Origin of the sequence: Saccharothrix longispora (assembly GCF_030852425.1) — a bacterium.
GTDB classification, from domain to species: Bacteria; Actinomycetota; Actinomycetes; order Mycobacteriales; family Pseudonocardiaceae; genus Actinosynnema; species Actinosynnema longispora.
On sequence record NZ_NSDM01000023.1, the window covers coordinates 21,029 to 43,203 of the forward strand.

Consider the following 22,175-nt stretch of genomic DNA (forward strand, 5'->3'; position numbering starts at 1 on the left):
CCCGCAGCCTGCCCACTCGTTGGCGGCGCCAACGGTGCCGATCGGTGCCGTCAGACGATGCCCGGGTGCCCGAACTGCGCGACCCGCAGCCCTCCCTCGACCACCACCGTGTCCACCACCCGGAAACCCATCGACTCGTACAGCTCGATCGCCGGCGCGTTGTCCGCGCCCGTCGACACGATCGCCGGACCGCCCTCGGCCAGCACCTGCTCCACCAGCCGCCGCGCGAACCCCAGCCGGAAGTGGCTCGGCGCCACGCACAACCGGTCGATGTCCAGCACGTCGTCGACCTTCGAGAACCCCACGAACGCCACCAGCTCGTTGTCGACGAACCCGCCGAGCCAGCGCAGCGGCAACGCCCGCATCTCCTCCAGGGTCTCGGTCAACCCCGGGATCGCGGCGTACCCGATCAGCTCGGCCTCCACCGCGTACGAGTGCTTGGCGAGCCGGTGCACCGCCTCCGCCGTCGCGTCGTCGGTCATGTCGAGGGGGACGATCATGCGGCCACCGCCTTGCCGGGTACGTGGGGGAGTGAGCCGAAGGTAACCACTCGCGGAACCCTTCAACCACCATTGCGCCGTTCGCCCGATCAGGTCTCCGGACGACGGCGCGACCACGGACCAGGGGGACGTGGACTTCGGTCGCAGGGCGTTCATGCAGGCCACAGGTCTCGCGGCACCGGGGGTGGCAGCACGACTGGCACCGGCCGCGCCGCGCGCTGACCGGCCGCCGTCGCCCTGTGCGCCGACGAATCCGACGTCGCCCGGTGCCCGGGGCGCCGCCCGCCACGACGTGCCCCGTGGCCGCACGCAGCGGCGGGCACAGCTACGGCGGCTGCTCCACCCCTCGAGACAGCCTCGTCGTCGACCTCGCCGCGCTCGACGCCGGCCGGCTGCCGCCCGCCGGGTCGTGTCCCGGTCACCGCCTTCACCTTCGACACCGCGCCCGCCCACGACGAGTAATGCGTAAGTCGGTCAGTGGTCGTAGGCGGTCAGGGACCGGGTGACGGGTTGGCCGGTGGCGCGGTTGTGCCAGATGGCTGCGGTGAGGGCGAGGAGGCGTTGGGCGATGCGGACTCCGACGCCCTCGATGGTGCGTCCGCCGTGCTGTTCGAGGTTCAGCTGGCCTTCGAGGGTGTCGTTGACCGACTCGATGAGCTGCCGGATGGACTTGAGCAGCGGCTCGCCGGGATGGGGCTTGCGGTTGCGGTAGGAGGGCCGGATCAGCCGGACGCCGCGTTCGGCCAGGAAGCGGTCGAGTTCGCGGGAGACGTAGCCCTTGTCGGCGATGATCAGCAGGCCGGGGCGGTCGTCGAGCAGGCGGGGTTCGTGGTCGCGGATCGCCATGAGCACCTGCCGCTCGTCGATCTCCGGATCGGCCAACGCCCGGGTGATCGGCAGCCCGGCCGGGGTGCAGACCAGATGCAGCCGCAAGCCCCGGAACCAGCGCGAGTGTGAGCGGCAGAAGCCGTATTTCGCCCAGCCGGCCAACTCCGAGCGCTTGACCGTCGGGAGGGAACGTCCGCACTCGACCGGGGTGGAGTCGACGATCCAGGTGGTGTCGGTCCACAGGTCGGTGTCGGCCGCCGACCAGCGCGTCACCTGCTTGACCAGCGGTAACGCCGCGCGCAGGCGGCGGTTGTAGCCGGACTGGCCGGGCAGGTAGCGGAACGCGCCGGGCATCCGGACGGGCAGGAACCGCAGCCACCTCGCCTCGGAGGTGAACCCGAGCAGCGCCTGGGCCACGGCCAGGGTGACCAGCTCGGCGTCGGTGAGCTTCGGCGGTCTGCCGATGCGGGGCCTGCCCGCGAGGTGGTCGTCGATCTTGACGTAGAGTGCGGTGAGAAGGGTGTTCAGGTCTGTCGTCACAAACAGATCTTGAACACCCTTCGTCCGTCTCCGGCCACCGCCTCGACTTACGCATTACTCGTCTAGCAGTGTCAGGACAAACGTTTCGTGATGGTTTCGAGGTGACTCCCGGTCGACTCACACGTTCAACCCAGCCCTCGAACGGCCCGGCGGTCCGCCTGGATCAACCGATCGAGGGTGACCTACCCGTTCACGGGGCCTTGACGCCGGTCCATCTGCGTCGACTTGTCGTACGGAGGGCCGAGGGGCACGTTCCGCATTCGGCCAGATCGTGACCACGGCGAGTCAGACCATGTGTCCGACACCCGGTCGCCCGGCGTGCGCGTGCCCTGTCCGGGGCCGGCGTCACCCCCGTCGCAAATTGCGTTCCGGCATCCCGGGTGCGTGGGAAGGACTGGCAACCGCGTACGTCGTCCGGGTCGGTCACCGGCAGCAGGCTCGTGCCTCAGCCGGCTTCGGGCGCGTGTGGGTTGGCGTTCGGCTGCGTTCTCCCCGCCCGAGCGCCGGCCGGTACTCCGATCGGACGCCCTCTTCGGCGTACCGGCTGTGAAGCCTGCCGTGGTCGGCTCGGATCGCGTCCGTCAGCCGCGGGTCGGTGTGCCGGGTCGTGCCGGTACGGGCGCGCGGTGACGCAGCGCCGCGATTTCGGCGAGCACGCGCGGGTGCGGGTTCGACTGCGTGGTCAACGCCGCGAGGGCCCGGTCGGCCGCCGGGGACGGTGTGTCGATGCCAAGGGCCTGTCGCAGCAGTTGCAGACCGTGCAGCTGTTCGACCGGGTCCCCGGTGCGCAGCCCGTCCCACAGCACCTGCAGGGCCGCTTGTTCGTCCGCCTCGCCCGGCGTCGCGGCGGCTGCGGTGGTGTCCCGGGGGGTGTGACGGGTGCGGGCGGCGAGCAGGACTTGTTCCACGACGTCCACGGCGGAGCGGTCGGGGGAGCGGGCGGCCTGGTTGTAGACGCGGTGGGTGGTCTCGACGGAGGAGTGGCCGACGTCTGCCTGGATGTGGGTCATGTCCACGCCGGCTTCCGCGGCGGTGGTGACGTAGAAGTGGCGCAGCACGTGCGGGCCCAGCCGATCGGCGACGTCGGCCAGGCCGGGGCCGGCGCTGGTCGCCAGGCGGCGCAGCAGCGACCACACGTCGCGCGGGTCGACCGGGCCGCCGTCGCGGGTCGCGATCAGCGGGGAGCGCTGCCCGCGCACCCGGCCGGGCAGGGCGGGGGTCGCGGCGGCGCTCCACCGGTCACGTTCGGCGAGGTAGTCGTCCAGGGCGGTCGCCGCCAGCGCGGACAGGTAGACAACGCGGATCTTGTCGCCCTTGCCGGTCACCCGCAGCGCCCGCCGGCCGCGGGTGGTGTGCACGTCCGCGCGGCGCAGGCCGGTCAGCTCGCCGATGCGCACCCCGAGGGTCAGCAGGGCCACGATGGCCACCGCCCGGTGCCGCATCACCGGGTGCACGCCCCGTCGCGGGGTGGCGGCGGTGCGCAGCAGCAGGTCGACCTGGTCGACTGTGAGCACCACGGTGGGGGAGGTGTCGCGGTGGGCGCGCAGGCCGAGGCGGGAGCGGTCGAAGCGGGTCGGGTCGACCGTGACGGCGCCGTGTTCGGCCAGGTAGGCGTACATCGCGCCGACTGCGGCCAGGCGGTGGGCACGGGTGGACTTGGGCATGCCGGCCGCGTCCAGTTCCAGCTGCCAGCGCTTGACCGCGGCGCTGTCGACGCGCAGCGGGTGCACCCGGTTGCGGTCGCACCAGCGCAACCACGCCCAGTCGCGGTAACGGCCCTGTCTGGTCGGAGGTGTGTTCCCGGTCGGTGTCCCGCTCACGTCCTCGCCGACCGACGGGCCCCACGACGCGCGCTCGTCGAGGCTGCCGATGGCCGAGACCCACCGCCTGTCCAACCCCAACGCGTCGCCGTAGGAGCGTCGCGTCGCCGCGGAGGCGTACCCGGACAGCCAGTCGCGCAGCAGGCGTTCCAGCTCGCGCAGCTCCGAATCGGAAACGGACCGGCTGTCGGTCCGGTGGTCGGGTTCGCGGGCCGGGGCCTCGACCAGTGCCGGTGCGAACGGTCGCGGAGCGGGTGGCGGTGGCGGCTCGGCGATCACGACCGCCAGGGTATCGCCGATCCGGTGCCGCACCCGGGAGGTCCGGGTGCGGCACCGGATCGCTCAGTCCGCGGTGCGGGTGACGATGTCGTGCCGCAGGTCGCTGTCCGCCTCGCCTCGCCCGGTCGACCTGCGGCGGGAGAGCCACAGGTGGGTGCTTCCGTCGGTCCAACGGGCCAACTGCCACCTGCGCACCACCCGGACGCCGTCGCGGGGGACCTCTTCGGCGGCCACCCAGTCGGTGCCCTCCAGGGTGCGGCCGGCGGGCTGCGCGGGCGCACCACCGGGGACGGGGAGCAGCACCCGGCGCAGCCGTGCCCCCTCCGGGTGGAACTCGGGCAGCAGGGGTGCCCAGTGGTCCGGTGGCAGGGCCGAGCGCAGCGCGTAGGCCAGATCGGCCCCCGGCACGGCCTGCGGCTCGGGCACCGGGGCGTAGCGGCCCTGCCGGTCCACGCCGACACCGGCCACGCCCTCGACGGTCCGCTCGACGGCCCACACCGCGTTGGCCGCCTCGTCGCGCAGGAACACCACGTCCTCGACGGGGTCGCCCTCCAGCGACTCGGGCAGCGCCGGGGGCAGCACGAACAGCGACTGCGACGGCGTGGAACCCGGCAGGCGGTACAGGTCCCAGCCCGGCCGGGCGGCCGGGTCGACCAGGGTACGGACGCCGAAGGTGTCGGTGACCACGAGGGAGCGGACGCGCGCGACCGTGCCGACGGGCAGTTCGACGGGCACGACGAACCAGTCGTTGGCGTAGAGGGTGGCGAACTCCAGCACCAGCAGCCGCCCGAGGTCGCTCGGGCCGGTCTCGGCGCCGGCGAAGGACACCGGGGCGTCCTCGAACTCCCACCACCGGTCGGTGGGCATGCCCGGGTAGCGGACCGGGCTGGGCATGCCGGTGCGCACCAGATCCCGGGACGGGGTGTCCGCCGGGACCGACTCACCGCCCGTGGACAGGCGCAGGTCGTACCAGTCGAGCGTGCCGCCGGGGTACTCCGGTGCGTCGAGGACCACCTCGTCGTCACCGAGCCTGGTGCCCAGGACGAAGGAGTGCTCCAGGCGCCGGGACGACCAGCTCGCCGCGTTCGTCCCGGGCCGGCTCACCAGCTCTCGCCACCACGCGGTGAACGAGCCCGCCGCGGCCAGCACCGCCGCCCGGTCGGCGGCGGCCACCTCCGGTTCGGCGGGCAGCGTCGGCGTGCCACCCAGAGCGGCGGCGAGCGCGGCGGCGTCGGGTACCCGGCCGCGCAGGAACGCCACCTCCGCCACCGCGTCGGCGTCGGCGGTGGGGCCGGGCGCGATCTCGGGCAGCGGGAACGCGTCGGTGAAGGGCTGGCCGTAGCGGGCGCGCAGCGGTCCGAGCAGGCGCAGGAACCGCTGCCCGCCCTCGGCCCGCAGCGCCAGGTCGTCCGGGTCGGGGACGGTGCGCTCGACCACCGTCTCCAGCGGCATGGCCGTGGTGTCGAGGTACTCGAAGTCGTCGAGCGGGGCGCCGTCGCCCAGCCCGCGGAACCCGCCGATGGCGCCGGCCTGCACGCGCAGCCGGGCGCTGACCGGGGAGCCGCCGTCACTGGCGTCGAACTCGCCGAGCTGCCACTGGCGGCACAGCAGCCACGCGGCGTCCTCGACGCGGGCGGCGACGCTCTCCCGCAGGTCGGGTGAGGTCACGCGCGGCGCGAGCCTGGTCCAGGTCGTCACCGATGGGGTCACTGGGTCGCTCCCGGGGTGGGCGAGGTGAGGTCGGTGCTCACGGTGGCACCGGCCGAGTTGAACGGGACGTAGGTGGCGGGCAGGAAGTGGCCGTCGCGCAGCTCGCCCCACGGCACGGTGCGCGTGGTGGCCACGTGGAAGGCCTGGTCGACGGCGGCGAATACCTGGTCGGTCGTCCACCTGCCGTCGGCCGCGGTCGGCATGGCCAGCAACAGCGACTGCGGCGCCCGCGCGCCGGGAGCGTCGTGGTTGAAGGCCAGGCCGGTGACCTCCGAGGCGGCGGGCACCCGCTCCGTCCACTCGTCGAGCACGAGCCCGACCAGCGGGGCCGCCGCGTCGACGTCGCGCACGGCGTGCACGGCGACGGCCAGCCGGTCGACGCCGGCGGAGGGGCCGGGCAGGGCCGCCCACCGGTCGCCTGCCGCGCGGGGTGCCTGGCCGACGACCAGCGGTCGTGACGCGGCGCCGGTGCCGAGGGCGTCGGCGTGCGCGAGCGCGGTGTGCAGCGCCTTCGCGCCAGGACGGACCCTGGACAGCCGGGTGAGCCAGGTGTCGACGGCGAGCGGGTCCGGGCCGACCAGTTCGGCGCTGTGCCCGAGCAGGTCGGTCAGGGTGGCGCGCCCGGCGGCGACGACGGTCCACGTCGGCACGATCGGGAAGTCGTCGCCCAGCAGCGCCCTCAACCGGGCGGTGTGGTGACGGACGGCCGCGTCGGGACCGTCCGCAGCCGGCGGGGCGACCAGGGCGGCTTCGTCGTCGAGCCTGCGCTGCGCCTCGGCGGCGGCGACCTCGGCGCGCGCGGTGGTGCGCGCGAGCCAGTCGGCGTCCCGACTGCCGGCCTCGGCGTGGGCGTCGGGCACGCCGTGGCGGGCGAGCCCGTCCAGGCACGCCGCCAGCCCGGCCCCGGTCGGCGCCTCGAGCTGCGCGCGGAGCGCGGACAGCCCGGCGGCCAGCGAGGTGCGCGCGGCGGTCGCCCTGCGCCCGAGTTCGTCGGCGTCCGCGGTGATCGCGAGGCCGCCGTCCCGCGCCAGGTCGGTGCCCCGGACCGGGCGGGCCCGGCGCAGCAGCGCCCGAACGCCCCGCGCAGCGTGACGCAGGTCGTCCACGGAGGCGTGGGTGGGCGGCCCGAAGCCGGGCACGCGCCCGGTCGACAGCACGGGCAGCTCCGACACCCCCTCGACCGCCGGTCTCCTGGGCCGGAACATCTCCAGGACGCGCCGCGTCAGCTCCTCGTCGGTCATCAGCACCACGTCCAGCGGCGCGAGCGCGAGCCCGCGCAGGTCGAGGTCGGTGGTGGCGACCACGGCGCCCTCCGGAGACAGCCACCGGCCGCGCACCACGACCTCCGCCGGGTCGGGCAGCAGCGCCGCCGCCCATCCGTTGAGCGTCGGGGACGCCAGCGCGCGCGGCCGGGCGGGGGCCGGGACGACGTCGGTGGTCCACGCCGCGGCGTCCGCCGCGGCGTGCGCGGCGGACGCGCTGCCGAGGAACAGCAGGCGGTGGTCCTGCACCGCGGCGGACCGCGGCGTGCGGACCACGTCGAGGTCCGGCGGCGGCATGTCGCCCTTGGTCAGTGCGTCGAGTGCCGCGCCGGCGCGGACGGCGTTGCCCCCGATCAACTGGTGCACGCCCTCGGCGAGGGTGGCGTCGGCGAGCGCGTCCAGCGCGGCCACCACCTCGTCGAGCGCGGCGACGCATGCCTCGTGCGCGGGCGTGCCGACCTCCGGCAGGCGCAGCGACGGGTCGTCCGGGCGGGCGGGGTCCACGCCGCGCCCCCACGGCACGGCGTTCTCCCGGTACAGCTTCTCCAGCGCGACGCCGTCGGCGACGGTGCCCGGCTCGCGCACCTCGGTCACCGAGCCGTCGCCGCCCAGGGTCTGCGCGGCGAACGGGGCGAGCGCGCGGAAGGCCCGCACCGCGACGCCGCCGCCGGACGTGGTGAGCGCCCGCTCGAAGCGGTAGCCCAGCAGAGCCGCCAGCGGTTGTCCCGCCTGCACGCCCTCGACGAGGTGGCGCACCAGCCGGACGCGGTCGGCGGACAGGTCCACCGCGACCGGGCGGGTGCCGCCGCCGGGTTCGCCGACGCCGCCGCCGCGCGCGGCGTACCCGGCGCGCAACACCGCGGCCGTCGTCGCGTGGTGCAGCGACGGCGCGAGCACGTACCCGGCGTTGGCCCGGTCCCGCCACACCGGCGCTTGCTCGCCCTGCGGCGCGGGCGCGACCTCGCGCCGCGCGGGCCGCACGTCGGCGAGCCAGCCGAACCCGCCGACCAGCGCGCCGGTGGACGCGGCGCCCGCGCGGGCCTCGGCCAGGCGCCGCGCGGCGAGCGAGGTCTCCCACGCGTCGGTCCGGTACGCCGCGGTGTCGAGGGTGGCGCGGACCAGTGGTCCCAACTCGGCGCGGTCGAGGCCGGCCAGCCGGTCGACCGCCGCCCGGAACTCCTTCCAGTCCTCGTTGAACGGGTTGCCGGGCCAGGGCTCGACCAGCCACTCACCGAGCGTCCGCGCCGAACCGACGTCACTCGGCGCGGGCCGTTCCAACTCCTGCCAGAACGTGGGCCGCGGTCGGCTCGGATCCACGTCGAGCAACTCGGCCTCGCGGTGGCGGAGATCGCCGTCGTCGACGCGGATGAGCGCGGTGCGGACCTCCTCCAGCGCGGCCTGGCGCAGCAGAAGCACCAGCAGCGAGGTGCCCGCTGTCGGCTCGAAGTCCCGCAGCTGCCCCAGGTCCAGCGCCAGCAGCTCGCGCAGCGCCGCGGCGGGCGAGGCGGGCAGGAGGTCGACCGGCAGCGGGAAGGTCCGTCCGATCCCACCCCGCAGGTGGGGCTGCCCCTCCGGCAGCCCCAGGCCCCGGATCAACGCCTTCAGCTGCTCGGCGACGACCGGCTGCCAGCGGGCGAACAGCTCGCGCCACGCCACGACGAACCTGTTCAGCGCGTCCAGGTACTCGGGCCCCACGACCGGCTGGCCCAGCACGGTGTGCGAGATCGGCTGCACGGCCAGCGCCTGCACCAGGCGGGTCGCCGGGTCGCGGACGTCCTCGCCGCCGATCGTCGGCCAGTGGTAGCGGTCGCTCACCCGGCGCACCCGGTGGCGGGCGACGCTGGTCAGCACGTCGCGGATCACGCGCGGCACACCGGTGTCGCCGGGCCGGGGCGCGGCGTCGCGGCCCATCACCGGCAGCACGCCGTAGGGCTGCGCCCCGACGCGCACCACCGGCAGGTGCCCGCGCGGCCGGACGTGGTCGACGAAGTGCCGCCGGGCCTGCCGGACGGCGTCCACCTGAACACCGTCGAGCACGTGGACGAGGAAGTAGCCCCAGGTCGCCGACCACAGCGCGGCGGCGGCGTCGCGCTGGTGGTCCACCCGGTCGCCGCCGGCCACCCTGGCCGCCGCGCCGCCGTAGCCGGACGGCACGCCCAGCGCGCCGAGCAGGTCGCCGCCGACGGTGCCGCGCGGGTGCGGCGCCGGTTGGTACTTCGAGGCGTCCAGCCGCCGGTGGTGGTCGGCACGGGCGGAGCCGCGCGGGTCCGAGGCCGACACCGCGCCGTCGGGGTCATTGGTGGGCGTGCCGGGCTCCAGCACGCAGAACCCGTCGGTGTAGTGGTGGGCCTCGAACAGGTCGGCCAGCGCCGTGGCGGAGCGCCAGGGGTCGCGCTGCTCGTCGACGCCGACCACCACGAGGCGGTCCAGGCCCAGTCGGTGCAGGTCGGGGTCGACGTCGGTGGTGACGCGCACGGCCATCCCCGCGCGTTCGGCCTCCTCGAAGTCGACCATCCAGAGCATCCCGGGGTCGACCAGCGCCCGGTCGTCGGCGGGCACCCCGGTCAGGGTCGCCCTCGGGTCGGGGCCGACGGCGAGGTCGCGGCGGACCGGGGAGGTGGTCACCGCCCAGGAGACCGCGGCGACCGAGTCGTCGGGCCGGGCCTCCCGGTGGCCGCGGATTTCCCAGCGGGTGGGCAGCAGCCGGGCGAGGGGTGGCCGGGTCCAGGTGCCGGCGCGGCGCTCGCCGGCGGGTGCGCCGTCGCGGGTGCCGCGGGCGACCCAGGCGGCGCGGGCCGCGCCGAACCGGCCGGCCAGCTCGTGCCAGGCCCGGTCGGCTTCGCCGGCCATCCGCTCGCGGGTGGCCTGGTCGGCGGTTTCCGGCGGGTCGTTCGCCCGCGTGGTCTGCCAGAACGCCAGCCCGGCAGCCACCTCGTCGGCCGTCAGCAGCGGCTCGTGGGTGTCGACGTGGAGGGTGTCCGGGTAGATGCGCACGAGCAGCGACGTGTCGACGAACCGCGTCTCCAGGCGGACCGGCAGCAGCGCGATGGGGGTGTCGACGGCCGTGCGCCAGTCGTAGGTCGGGGTGGTCATGCGATGGCTCCGTCGAGTAGGTCGGAGGCGTGGATCGCCACGCGGTGCGGTAGGCGCAGCAGCCCGCCGGCGGTGGGACCGCCGGGGCGGGACCAGTCCGGGGCGGCGCCCTGCGGACCGAACCGCGGTTGGGTGGGCGGTTCGGCGAACACGAAGAACCAGCCGGCGGCCCCCTGGTCGGGGTGGCCGGACAGGTCCGCCGGGTCCAGCGGGAAGGTGAACACGGCCAGGTCGTCGCCGAGGACGCCGGTGGCCGTCGGGTTGACCGCCGGGCCGCCGGGTTCGCGCCCGGCGGCGGTGCGGACGGCGGGCACGGCCTGGACGACGGTGTTGGGGAAGCGTCGCAGCAGCTCGGCGCGCACCAGCAGGGTGACACCGTCCCCGGACGCCGCGCCGGTGGCCACCTCGCGCAGCTCCCGGTCGCCCCACCGGTCGATCGGCAGCACGTCGCCGTCGTCGCCCGCGGTCGTGCCGCGGGTGTCGAAGAACCGCCGGAACCAGGTGGCCCGGCCGGTGGACGGGTAGCCCCGCCACACCAGTTCGCGGCCGAACTCGGTGTTGACGCCGGCCAGGTAGGCGGCGACGAGCTCGGCGTTGCCGGTCATCAGCGCCAAGCCGTCGGGCGGCAGCGCGTCCGCGCCGGGGGCCACCAGTTCGGCGAACCGCTCCAGCAGAGGGCCGGACATCGGCTGCGTGAACACCGGCTCGTAGAACCGCGGCCGCAGCGGGTCGGGTTCCGCGCCGTCGGCGGTGAGGCCGCGCGGGGCCTCGGGCAGCGTCGCCCCGTCCAGCACGATGCGGTCCAGCACCCGGCGGGTGATGGTCGCGCCCGGTGAGAGCGCCGCCGACACCTCGCCGGCCAGCGAGGACACCTCGTAGTCGGCCTCGTGCCACACGTCACCCGGGGTGGCCGTCACCTCGGTGACGGTCCGCCGCTGGTGCGCCTCCGCCGCCACGACGAACCGGTCGGCGAACGCGGCGACCCTGGCCCGTCGCGTCTCGTCGACGTCCCCGACGATCCGGCGCGTCCGCGGCCCGGCCGCGGGCAGGCCGATCACCGCCGGCGCGGGCAGGTTCTCCGGTACCGGCCGGGGTTCGGGCAGCTGCTCCACCGGCAGGGCCTCAGGCGGCGGTCCCGGGAACGGGCCGGGCGGCGGCGGGGCGGGGTCGCCCGGCCGGGCCACCTCGGGCCACGGCTCCACGTCCGGCGGCGGCAGCGGCTCGAACGCGGTGTCGCTGACCACCTCGCGCACCTGCACGGTCCGCCACTGCACCCCGCCGTCGTGCGGTGAGGTGCACGGGTAGGTGACGTGGGCCAGCAGCTGCGCGTCGAGCCCGCCGCCGACCTCGGTGACGACCAGGTCCAAGGACGGGAAGTTCTCCTCGCCCTCCAGCCGCGGACCGATCGTGGCAGCGGTCACCGCCTGTCCGGGGCGGGGCGAGCCGAAGAAGGACCGGATGCCGGTGTAGCGCAGCTCCCACACCGGACCGCCCCAACCGTCGGTCGCCTCGCGCAGCCACGCCACCACGACGTCGGTCGGTTCCGATTGCTCCTCGCGGGACGCCGGGGGCACCCACGCGACGGTGGTGGCCGCCAGGCGACCGTGGTACCTCTCGTCGAAGTAGCTGAACCCCCTCGTGATCGTCCCGTCCGGGCGGGACGCGATACCGGTGACGCCGCGCTCGTCGGCGACGAACACGACCAGCTCGTCGGGGCCGGACGCGACGCGCCGGGCGCTCAGGCTCAGCGACCCGTCGTACCAGTACGGGTGGGTGTTCTGCCAGCGCGCGGCGCCGATCTCGGTGAGGCCCGAGGCGGCGCCGTACCCGGCGGGGGTGAGCTTGGTGATCCACCGCACCAGGTGGTGGGTGCGGTACTGGGGGTACGTGCCGTCCACGTACTCGTCGCGCCGGTACAGCAGGGCCAGCGCCGGCTCGCTGTCCCGGCCGCGGATCAGCGCGCCCGCGGCGAGCACCGCGCCGGCGGGGAACCCGTCGGGCGGCGGCACCTCGAAGGCGGACGGGCCCGGCACGCGGCACGTGCCGTCCGGCGCCAGGTCCCGGTCCACGGTGATCAGCAGGCCACCGGGCACCCGGGGATTCGGCTCCGCGGTCACCACGTCGGCCATCAGGCCGTGCCGGCCCGGGGTGACCAGGGGCCGCCGGGCCTCCGGCCGCGCCCAGGCCCGCCACCACAGCCACGCGCCGGCGACGGCGTCACCGCTCAGCCGCGGGAAGTTGCGGAAGTTCACCCAGTCGAACGTCGGGTACGCGATGTCGCCGGCCGGGGGTACGAACAGCGGCAGTTCGGCCCGGGCCAACCTGCTCACCGGCGCCACCAGCGGTGCCGCGGGGGTGGCCCCGGCCCGCCTGGCGACCACCGTGGTCGGCCGCAGGGCGCGTGTCGCGGCGGCCGTCACCGCGCCCGCCGCCGCGCCCTGCGTGGCCAGCTCCCCGGCCACGGTCCCGGTGGCCGCCGGCAGCCGGTCGAGCACCGGTGCCGTGCGTTGCAGCACCACGTCCGCCTCGTCGTCGGCCCCGGCCCCACCGGCGTCCAGCCGGCGGGCGAACCCGACGGGGTCGGTGGGCGCGAGGTGGCGCCGGTGCAGGTTGTCGCCGACCGCGCGGGCGGTGCTGCCCCGGCTCAGCTCGGCGTTCGCCCGGCCGAGGGCGGCGGCCTGCGCCCAGGCGGCCGACATCAGGGCCTCCTGCTCCTCGCGCACGACCTGCGCGCCGATGCCCGCCGCGGCGCGCAGCCGGGGGTCGGTGTTGAGGGTGAGCAGCCACGGCGGGGTGTCGGCGGGCAGGCCGCGCGGCGTCCCGGCGTGCGCGCCGAGGTACACGGGCGGGGCCAGTTCGGTCTCCCCGCGCTGGAGCAGCACCCGCATGGCCAACGGCCACGCCGCGGGCACCGGCCGGTCGGGGGTCGCCCCGGCGGGGTGCAGCGCGGGCAGCACCGGTGCGATGCCCGGGTCGGCGCCCAGCGCGGCGTCCAGCTCGGGGTCGGCGCCGCAGTAGGCGAGCCGTCGCCGGCCGTCGCCGGGGGTCGTCGCGCGCAGCTTCGCGGCCAGGGAGAGGAAGTCGCCGCCGGGACCGGTGGTGAACCGCCACGAGTGGTACACCGGTAGGCGCACCTCGGCCGCGCCCGGCAGCCACGCCGGACCGGTGGTGTCCCCGGTGGGCTCGTCGCCGAGCCCCGCCGCGACGCCGTGCGCGAACGCCGGCACCAGGCACGCCAGGTACTGCCGCCCGGACACCAGCGGCGTCGGGCACACCAGTCGCGACACCGCCCGCTCGGGGTGCCCGGCGAGCACGTCCTCGACCGTCTCGTCACCCGCGGTGATCACGTCGGCGTGCGCCCACGCCGGGCTGTCGGCCAAGGGCGGGAGCAACCGGCCGGGGGCGGTGAGCACGGGGAGCCGGTCGGCCCGGCGCGGCGCGAACGCCACACCGGGCTCCCCGGTGTCCACGACGACCAGCACCAGCCACGGCCTCAGCAGGCCGTCCGACGGGCGCGGGGCCAGCGGGGTCAGCCGCCACGGCAGCGCCGGGTCGTCGAAGTCGATCGCGGCCAGGTACTCCGGCTCGGCCGCGGTGGCACCGGGGGTGGGCTCGGTGCGCACGACCTGCCGCTCGTCCAGTCCCACCACGTCGCCGGGGCCGTGCAGCTCCAGGTCGGGGCCGGCGACGCGGACGCCGTTGACGATCAGGCCGGTTCCCAGCCTGCCCCGAGCGGGGACGGGACGGGCACCGTCGTCGGTCTCGCTGAGCTGCGCGGCCAGCGGGTCGCGCACCCAGGACAGCAGGTGGCGGCCGGCCGGTCGTGGTGCGGAGGACCGGGTGGGCCGCTCACTGGGCGCCGTCATGCCGACACCGTCTCCTTCTCCGGGCGTGCCGCCCGGCGTTCTGCGGTGGCGGCGACCGCGTCGGCGGTCTCGCTCACCGGGACGACGACCAGCGGCTCCGGTCCGGTGGGCGTGTGCCGCAGCCGGTCCAGTGCCTCGGTCCTGGTCAGCCGCGTCGCCGCGGCCGGGTGGTCGGGGGCGGTCAGGCGCACGACACCGCTCAGCGTGCGCGCGTCCACCACCGCGTAGGCGTTGTCCCGCACGGTCAGCGGCAGCCCGAGCCGCGGGTCGGAGAACCGCGCCGTCCCGCTGTCCCGGGTGGCGGCCCGGCCGGCCGCGCCGCCGCCGGCGAGCACCAGCAGCTCGTCGCCGGACAGCACGTGGTCGGGTTCCGCCGCGGCGAGCCGGGTGGTCGCCGACGGCCGCGGTGCCGCGCCGGGGGCGTCGACGACGGAGGTGCGGTAACCCAGTTCGACGAAGGTCCCCGCCGTGTCGGCGCCGCCGGTGCCACCGGCGGCGGTGAACGCGACGCCGGACGGCATCGCCTCGAACGACGGCGCGGCGAGCCGCTCGTCGTCGCCGAGCCGGAAGAACTGGGACCGCGCGAACGGATCGCGCACCTCGGTCACCTCGGCGGGGCGTCCGCCCAGGTCGGCCCCGGTCACGGAGATCCGCGCGTCGCCGGTGATCGGGGCCGTGCCGAAGTGGTCCAGGCGCAGGCCGCCCAGCGGCGCCACGCGCTGCCGCGCGGTGATCCGCGACGACGGCGCCACCAGGAGCCCGCGGCTCGCGGCGCCCGGCCGGACGGTGATCGCGGGCAGCGCGGCCGTGTCGTCCACCTGCCAGGCCCCGGGTGAGGCCAGGGCGGCGCGGACCAGCGACAGCACCGGCTGCGCGGCGGGGGCGATCGGGGTGGGGGCGCGGCCGAAGCGGCTCTCGAAGGCCACCTCGGCGGACAGGAACAGCACGTCCACCCGCGCGTGCCCGCGCACGTGCCACTCACCCGGACCACGCAGGTACAGCGACGCCGCCACACCGAGCAGCAGGTGACCCTGCCAACGCACCGCGACGAGCGCGTTCAGGTCCACCTCGAACCCGAACGGGTCCAGCTGCACCAGCACGTCGAGGCCGAACGCGCCGTCCGCGGTGAACGAACCGGCCTTGGCGTGCACCTCGACCCTGCCGCCGAGTTGCAGGGTGTTCGCGGTGATCGCCAGGTAGGAGCTGAACCGGGCGCTGACCGCCGAACCGGGGTTGCCGATTGCCAGCGCCAGCGGCGCGAGCTTCGGGAACGCGGGCGGCGGCGCGTAGCGCGGGTGGAAACCACCCGCGCTGAGCACGAAGTCGCCGTCGCCGCTCCACCGCGCGCGCAGCGCCATGCCCCCGGTGAGCGTCCACCCCAGCACCCGTGAGTCGTAGAGCCTGGCGTCGATGTCGAGCGTGCCCTCGCCGAAGTCCAGGAAGCCGACCGCGTCGAGGTTGATCTCCACGACCGGTGCCTTCTCGTGCGGCAGCAGCACCTTGACCCGGCCCACCGCCACCAGCCGCACGGGCTTGGGCAGCTCGACGGCCAGGCCGAGGTCGGCGGTGATGATCGCGGGCGTGCCCCAGGTCAGCCGCGCGGTGGGGCCGAACACGACCCGGCCGGGCGTGGCCGGGAAGATCGACTCCAGGCGGGCGAGCAGGTCGGTCTCGTGGCCGATGACGTCGCCGGGCGCGAGGACCGCGGCCAGCGAGCCGTCGCCGATCGCGGCCTGGAGGTGCGCCTTGTCGAAGGAGCGGTTCACGCCCAGCAGGCCGCCCACCGCGGCCAGGTTGAAGCCGAAGCCCAGGGGAACGGGTTGCGGGAACCGGGTGTTGACCACGAGCAGCAGCGAGAACCCGGAGCGGCCGTCCGGCAGCTTGGTGGTGAGCAGCCCGAGGGCGGAGAGCCGGACCTTGGCGAACTCCAGGTCCACCCCGCCCGCGTAGCGCCCCGCGTCCTCGTCGAACGCGAGGAAACCCGCTCCGGTGACCACCCCGGCGTCGATGCGCAGCGCCACGCCCGTCGGCGCCTTGAAGTCCACGCCGAGTTGTGCAGGGCCGAGGTTGCCGCCACCGTCGGGGAACGTCAGCTCGCCCGTCACGCCGATGCCGTCGACGGTGGCGTGCACCGGCCCGAGGTCGAACCGCAGGTCGGTGGACGCGCTGAGGGCGATCCTCCGCTCGGCCACCGAGGCGGCCAGCGCGAGGCGGACGGCCTCGACGGTGACCGGGCCGAGCCTGAGGTGCAGCGGCACCGCGCCGGTGTCCAGCGACGCGCCGCCGCCCAGCACCAGCCCGCCCGCGCGCGACCAGGCCAGGGCCGCGGTGATCGGTACCCGGAACTCCACGCCCTTGAGCGCGGTGGCCAGGAAACCGTCGCCGTCGGCGGCCGGCCGCACGACCAGCGCCGCCTTCCCCGCGCCGACCGACACCCCGTAGTCCGAGCCGGTCGCGGTCAGGTGCGCGAACAACCGCACCAGGAATTCGTCCAGCTCGAACCGGGTGCCGGTCGCCGAACCGATGCGCAGCGCCGGGCCGTCGGGCGACGTGCGCCGGGCGGCGGTCAGCTCCGCGTCGACCTCGGTGCCCGCTGTTTCCACGACCAGGCCGTGCGAGCCGATGGCGAACGCCGCCCCGCCTGCGCCGACGGCCGCGCCGAGGTTCCACCCGCCGGCGGCCGTGGCGAACGCGATCTCGCCGTGGGGCACCACGACCAGGCCGAGACCGCCGGACTCGTCGGGGGACAGGGCGATGCTCACGCCCCAGGACGCCTTCGCGTCGCCGGCCCCGGCCGTGCCGCTCACGGTCAGCATGTGCGCGGCGACGTCGGCGGTGCCACCGCCGATGTCGGGACCCGCGCCCGCCTTCACGCCGTACGAGGCGGTCAGGCCCAGTTCGGTGAGCAGGGCGGCGATCCGCGGGAACAATGCGTCGGCGAGCGCGGCGAGGTCGTCACCCGAGCCGTACACGTCGGTCAGCACGGCGCGTGGGTCGGAGAACAGGCCGACCAGGTGCTCCGGGTGCACCGCAGCCCGGCGTTCGGGCAGCCGCACGGGTCGCCCGCCGTCGTCCGGGTCGGGCCCGCCCGCCTGGCCCTCGCCGGTGGGGTCGAGCACGCCGAGCAGCGCGAGCACGCGGCGCAGCAGCGGTGCCCGCTCGGCGAGGTAGCCGTCCAGGAGGTGGACGGTCAGGTCCTCGCCCATGTGCGCGAGGACCGACGGCGGCAGGGTGGCCTTCCACGGTTGCGGCAGGCCCCGGAGCTGCTCCAGGGCCTTGCCGACGGCGGCGGCGTGCTCCGCCGCGGCCGCCAGCGAGTCCGGCACGCCGCCGTCGAGCAGCTCCTCGACGGCGGTCAGCGCGGATCGGACGCCGTCGAGCCAGGTGGTCAGCTGCGTGTCGAGGGTGGCGATGTCCTCGACGCCGAGGCGGTCGCCGAGGGCGTCGAGGTCCCAGCCGAGGCGACGGGCCAGCTCGGCGCGCTGCTCGGGGCCGTTCGCGGCCACCAGCAGGGGTTCGGTGAACTCCCGCAGCTCGGCCCAAAGGCGGGTCAGCAGGTCTTGGTCGGTGCTCACGAGCCACCTCCGGGGGTGGGGACGGTGTGGCTTTCCGGGTAGGGCAGGCCCTCGGAGTCGAGGAGGAAGGACCCGCGCTCGTGCTTGAGCTGCCGCTCGCTCACCGGGAACACGGCGGGGTCGACGCCGGAGCCTCCGGGCACGGGCAGGTCGTCGACCTCCAGCTTGAAGTCCTTCTTGATCGAGGAGTCCGTGTACCACTGCGGCCACTCCCGGACCTCGTTGATCGTGTTCTTCATGTGTGAGCTGTCGTGGTAGTTGGCGCGGTGCACCACCCCGGCGACCATCGCGTGCTCGTGCGCGTCGCCCCAGTCGGCCGGGTCGATCGTGAAGTCCGGGCCGACCCGGGGCCCCCCGTTCGGCGACCAGGGGTCGACCGGCCCCCGCCGCGTGGCCTCGCCGCAGGTGCGGCACTGGCCGTTCAGGGCGAACTCGTACGTGAAGCGCAGCTCGTTGATGGCGTAGGCCGAGTTGAACAGACCGGACGGGCTCAGGACGTGCCACCGGTGGAGCAGCGCGACGCCCCACTCGGAGGTGATCACCTCGCCGACCTTGGGACGGCGCGGCACTCCGTCGGCGCCGACCGTGTCCGGCGGCACGGGAACCGGTGGCGGGGTGGGGTTGCTCGGGAGGTGCGTCGGGGCGCCGGGCCACTCGGCGGCCAAGCCGTCGCAGATCCGCTGCGCCGTCAACCGGTACATCGCGCGGCGCACGTTGTCGCTGGTGCGCACGGCCATGAGCATCCGGTAGAAGGAGTGCCAGGAGTGGAAGTAGTCGTACTCCCGCACGACGGCGCCCAACTGCCGCGGGGCCAGGTCGTCGGGCAGCATCGCGTAGGCGACGTACTTGCGGCCGCCGGCGTCCCAGACACCCCTTTGCCCCCACTTCTTGGAGGCGCGGACCCCGTCCGCGCCGAAGTGCGACTCGAACGTCTCGGGGTAGAGGTGCTCCAGCAGGGCCAGGAACGCCCAGAACTCACCGGCCTCGACCACCCACTTCTTGTTGACCCGGATGACGTGCGGACCGGGGACGCCCAGCGCCGGGGTCGGGGGCTGCGGTTTGAACTTGCCCATCGTCCAGTGGCACGGCCCCATCGACAGGAACGCGTTGTCGTAGCCGTTGATCCCGTCGAAGAACCCGATCGCCTCGACCTCGGCGACCGCGCGCACCACCTTGTAGGTCGAGAGCCTGCGGCGGCCCACCAGGCGGGCGGCCTCCCGTTCCTCGGGTGTCGTGCCCGTCGGGGTGGCGATCGCCGAGACGAGGTCGGCCACCGTCGGGTTGCCGGTGAGCATGGTCTCCGGCTTCATCTCCAGCCGCTTCCACATGGTCTCGGGGCGGCTCCACTGCCCACCGTCGACCTGCACCCGGATCTCGGGCACCGTGATGGGCCCCGCGTCGGGGTCCTCCGGGACGACGCTCTGCGCCAGCGGCCGGGGCTTGAGGTCGTCGGACCAGCCGCTGAGGATCACCAGACGGGGCCGCTTGTCCTCACCGGCCGCCGGGTCCGTCGATGGCGGCTGGGCCACCGAGTCGGCCTCCGGCACGGTGAAGCGGCCGGTGAAGTCCGTGGCGTACTCGCGCCAGACCCCGCTCGGGGCGTAGCCCGGTTCGGTGTGGTGCCACAGGTTCCCCTTGCCCTCGCCCGGCGCGACGCCGGTGGGCTTGCCGGCGCTGACCACCATGGCCTCGATGACCACGGGGCAGCGCAGGCGGTTGGCCAGCCAGTAGCCGATCAGCCTGCGGGTGTTGCGGTCCACGACGCCGGTGACCTTGTCCTCCGGCCGGTCGAAGCGGAAGTCCGTCGGGATGTCCACCGGCTCCAGGCGGTCGAGGTAGCGGGACGGCTTGGTGCCGGGGTACTCCTTCTCCCGCGCGCCCTTCCCCTGCCGGGCGTAGATCTGGAACTCGCGCACGGCCCACTGGGTGTGCTCGTCGAACTTGCCCGCGGGGTCGCGACCGGCGATCAGGAAGCCGAGTTCGACGAGGTCCGCGCGCAGGTCGGCCACGTGCGTGCCGGCGTTCTGCCGCACGCCCCAGTACGACGCCTGCACGCCGGTCCTGGCGTCGAAGTCGCCGCGCCGCAGCGCCCTGCCGTCGTAGCGGTCGTCGTCGTACCAGCCCCAGCCGGGCTCGAACCCGATGTCGAAGCGGGTGCGGCGCGCGGTGTCGCGACCGTCGTCGGCCCACCACCACTGGGCGGCGTGCGCGGTGGCGACCGCGCCGGGCACGACCGGTGGGGTGGTGGCCGGCGCGTCGGGCGCGGGGGCCGGGACCGCGGTGAAGGTGATGTCGCCGAGAGCGCTCTCACCGACGAGTTCGGACCCGGCGGCCCACCAGTTGCGGTGGTGGTCGTGGTTGTGCGAGGCGTACCGGTAGCGCGCGAGGTTCCACACCTTCGGCGCGGTGGCGGGGGTGGGCGGCGGCTCGTCGGGGTCGTCCCACGGCCCGGCCTGCTCCGCCACCTCCAGCAGGTCCTCCGGCCGCGGTGTGGCGAGCAGGGAGCTGCGCAGGTAGTCGGCGCGCCACGCCCAGTGCGGGCTCACCGTGACGCGGAGGTCCGGGGTGACCTCGGCGACCTGCGGCCTGTTCGCGATCGTCCACACCGCCGGGGTGCGGTCCGCGCCGGTGAGCCGCACACCCACCGGCAGCGGCTCCTGCGTCGTGGCGGCGGAGGTGTGGGCCTGGTCCCAGCCCACGAAGTCGCGCCAGGGCGCGAGCACGGCGTGCTGGTCGTAGCCCGCCACGTGCAGCCGACGGCCCAGTGCGGTCGTGTTGCGCAGCGGCGCGGCGGTGAACTGCCCGACCACGGCCTCGACCGCGTCGGTGCCGCTGTCGTAGGCCGGGGCCTTGGCGGAGAACCGCATCCGCACGGCGGACGCGTGCCCCTGCCCACCGGTGAGCACCAGCACGCGGCGGGTGCGCTTCTTCGCCGTGCCGCCGGGGACCTTCTCGGTGGTGAGCTTGGTCATGGTGCGGTGCAGCGAGGCCGCGTGGGACGACCACGAGTACGGTCGCGCGGTCGGGTGGGCCAGCTCCTGCCGCTGGGGCAGCACCAGCGGCACGGCCGAGACCACGAGCGTCACCGTGGTGGCGGTCGGTTCGGGCAGCAGCCGCAGCGCGGCCACCACGCCCTCGTCGCGCAGCGGGGCGGGCGGGTCGCCCGCGGCGACGGGGTAGCCCCGGTTGGTCTGGGTGTCCAGGAACAGCAGTTGCCAGCGGTCGCGGGCGAGCGCCCAGCTGTAGGTCAGCGCGGTCGCCGGGCGCGCCAGGGCGGCCGACGGCGCACCGACCAGGCCGTCCACGTCCGCGCCGGCCGCGGCGGGTACGGCGGGCGTCAGCCAGGTCTGCAACCGGGTGAGCAGCTGCGCTCCGGGGGCGGTCCCGGTGAACTGCTCGGGGGTGTTGCCCCAGGCGTGGAACACGGCGTTCGCGGACAGCGCGTTGACCAGCACCCGCTTGCCCGCGGGATCGCCGAGCAGCTTCGTCGCCGAGGCGCGCGAGGCGTTCCAGCCGGGTGCGGCGTCGTGCGCGCCCATCGTGCTGAGCACCGCCACGTTGGCCATCGCGCGACGCGCCCGGTGGAGCGACGAGCGGAACGCCACCAGCCGTTCCCTGGCCTGGAGGTACGCCGTGAACAGCTCGACCTCGCCCTCGATCACCGCGGGGGCGGTGTACGGCGAGCCGGCGACGATCTTCGCCCGCAGCTCGGCGGGCAGCCGCGTCCAGTCCAGGTCGGGGTGCACCTGCTCGATCGTCGGCATCGTCGGCCACGCGGCGTCGGACAGCACCAGCAGGTGCAGCGCGACGTGCTCGGCGAAGGACAGCAGGTGGTTGTCGGTGGCGCGCAGCCCGATCCTGCGCGCGAGCGCGGCCCGGCGGTGCGTGCCGAGCACCGTCGGCTGCTCGTCGTCGGCGAGGCCGGGAAGCTGGTCGTGCGCGAGGCCCCACTTGGCCGCGGTCGCCCGCACCAGGGCCAGCAGCAGCGCGGAGACGTCGTCGGTGCGCACCTGGTCGCCGGTGAGCACCAGCAGGTGCGGGCGCGCGCCGGTCGCGGGGTCGGTCAACGCGTCCCGGACGAGCTGGTCCGCGGTGGCCAGGGCGTCGGTGCCCTCGGCGTCGGGACCGCGGTCGCCGCCGTGCAGCACGCGCAGCCCGGCCGGGTCGTCCGGCGGCACCTGGAATCCCGGTAGCCGCCGGCCGGCCGCCGGGTACCCGACCACGCCCATCGGGTCGGGGCTCAGCTCCCCGCCGGCCAGCAGCACACCGGGGGAGAAGAGCGTCGTGGCCGCCGCGCCGTCCGGCACCGGAGCGGCGGTGCCGTCGGGCGGGCCGAGGAACAACTGGTACCGCAGGTCGGCGCCCGGGTCCGCCGGGGTGCCGCCTTCGACGACCGTGGAGGTGACGGCGACCACGTGCAGCCGCTCACCCAGCCGTGTCGTCTCGGCGGTGCCCAACTGCACCGCCGCCGTGCCCGCACCTCCCGGGGTCTCCCCCGAGTAGACGCGGAGCGTGACCTTGCGCGGGCTCCGCAGAGCCACGAACACGGTCACGGTGTCGCGGCTCACACGCCGCAGCACCGGTCCGCAGACGATCTCCGGATCGTTCATCCACCATGCCTGTCGCTAGGTCCCGGGAGTCAACTGATCATGAGTCCCGCTCGCAAAGGTCGCCGTGAAAAGGTCCCGCGTTACACCTCGAA

General features: G+C 75.3%; 8 protein-coding genes. All 8 read right to left on the bottom strand.

What is annotated here, in order from left to right; genetic code table 11:
- Positions 1-50: 50 nt before the first annotated feature.
- The 8 genes from CKY47_RS33950 to CKY47_RS33985 all read right to left on the bottom strand — a co-directional run bounded on the left by CKY47_RS33950 (position 51) and on the right by CKY47_RS33985 (position 22,083).
- Positions 51-500 carry a GNAT family N-acetyltransferase gene (locus tag CKY47_RS33950; protein ID WP_306750459.1) on the bottom strand — a complete coding sequence of 150 codons (450 nt, stop codon included), beginning with the start codon at positions 498-500 and terminating at the stop codon, positions 51-53.
- Positions 501-974: 474 nt separating this feature from the next.
- Positions 975-1,868 carry an IS982 family transposase gene (locus CKY47_RS33955; RefSeq protein ID WP_306750460.1) on the bottom strand — a complete coding sequence of 298 codons (894 nt, stop codon included), beginning with the start codon at positions 1,866-1,868 and terminating at the stop codon, positions 975-977.
- Between the two features lie 581 nt (positions 1,869-2,449).
- The gene (locus CKY47_RS33960) at positions 2,450-3,967 is read right to left on the bottom strand and encodes a tyrosine-type recombinase/integrase (RefSeq protein WP_306750461.1); all 1,518 of its coding nucleotides are present in this window, start codon (positions 3,965-3,967) and stop codon (positions 2,450-2,452) included.
- Between the two features lie 63 nt (positions 3,968-4,030).
- Complete coding sequence (locus CKY47_RS33965) at positions 4,031-5,677, bottom strand: hypothetical protein (RefSeq protein WP_306750462.1); 1,647 nt, start codon at positions 5,675-5,677, stop codon at positions 4,031-4,033.
- Positions 5,674-10,032, bottom strand: coding sequence for a hypothetical protein (locus CKY47_RS33970; protein ID WP_306750463.1), 4,359 nt, complete (start codon positions 10,030-10,032; stop codon positions 5,674-5,676). Before CKY47_RS33970 ends, CKY47_RS33965 begins: the two co-directional genes overlap by 4 nt.
- Entirely contained in the window at positions 10,029-13,898 is a 3,870-nt protein-coding gene (locus CKY47_RS33975) for a hypothetical protein (RefSeq protein ID WP_306750464.1), read from the bottom strand. The genes CKY47_RS33970 and CKY47_RS33975 overlap by 4 nt, the downstream gene beginning before the upstream one ends.
- Positions 13,895-17,473, bottom strand: a complete 3,579-nt coding sequence (locus CKY47_RS33980) for a DUF6603 domain-containing protein (RefSeq protein WP_306750466.1) — start codon at positions 17,471-17,473, stop codon at positions 13,895-13,897. Before CKY47_RS33980 ends, CKY47_RS33975 begins: the two co-directional genes overlap by 4 nt.
- Positions 17,470-22,083, bottom strand: coding sequence for a hypothetical protein (locus CKY47_RS33985; RefSeq protein WP_306750467.1), 4,614 nt, complete (start codon positions 22,081-22,083; stop codon positions 17,470-17,472). The genes CKY47_RS33980 and CKY47_RS33985 overlap by 4 nt, the downstream gene beginning before the upstream one ends.
- Positions 22,084-22,175: the final 92 nt, after the last annotated feature.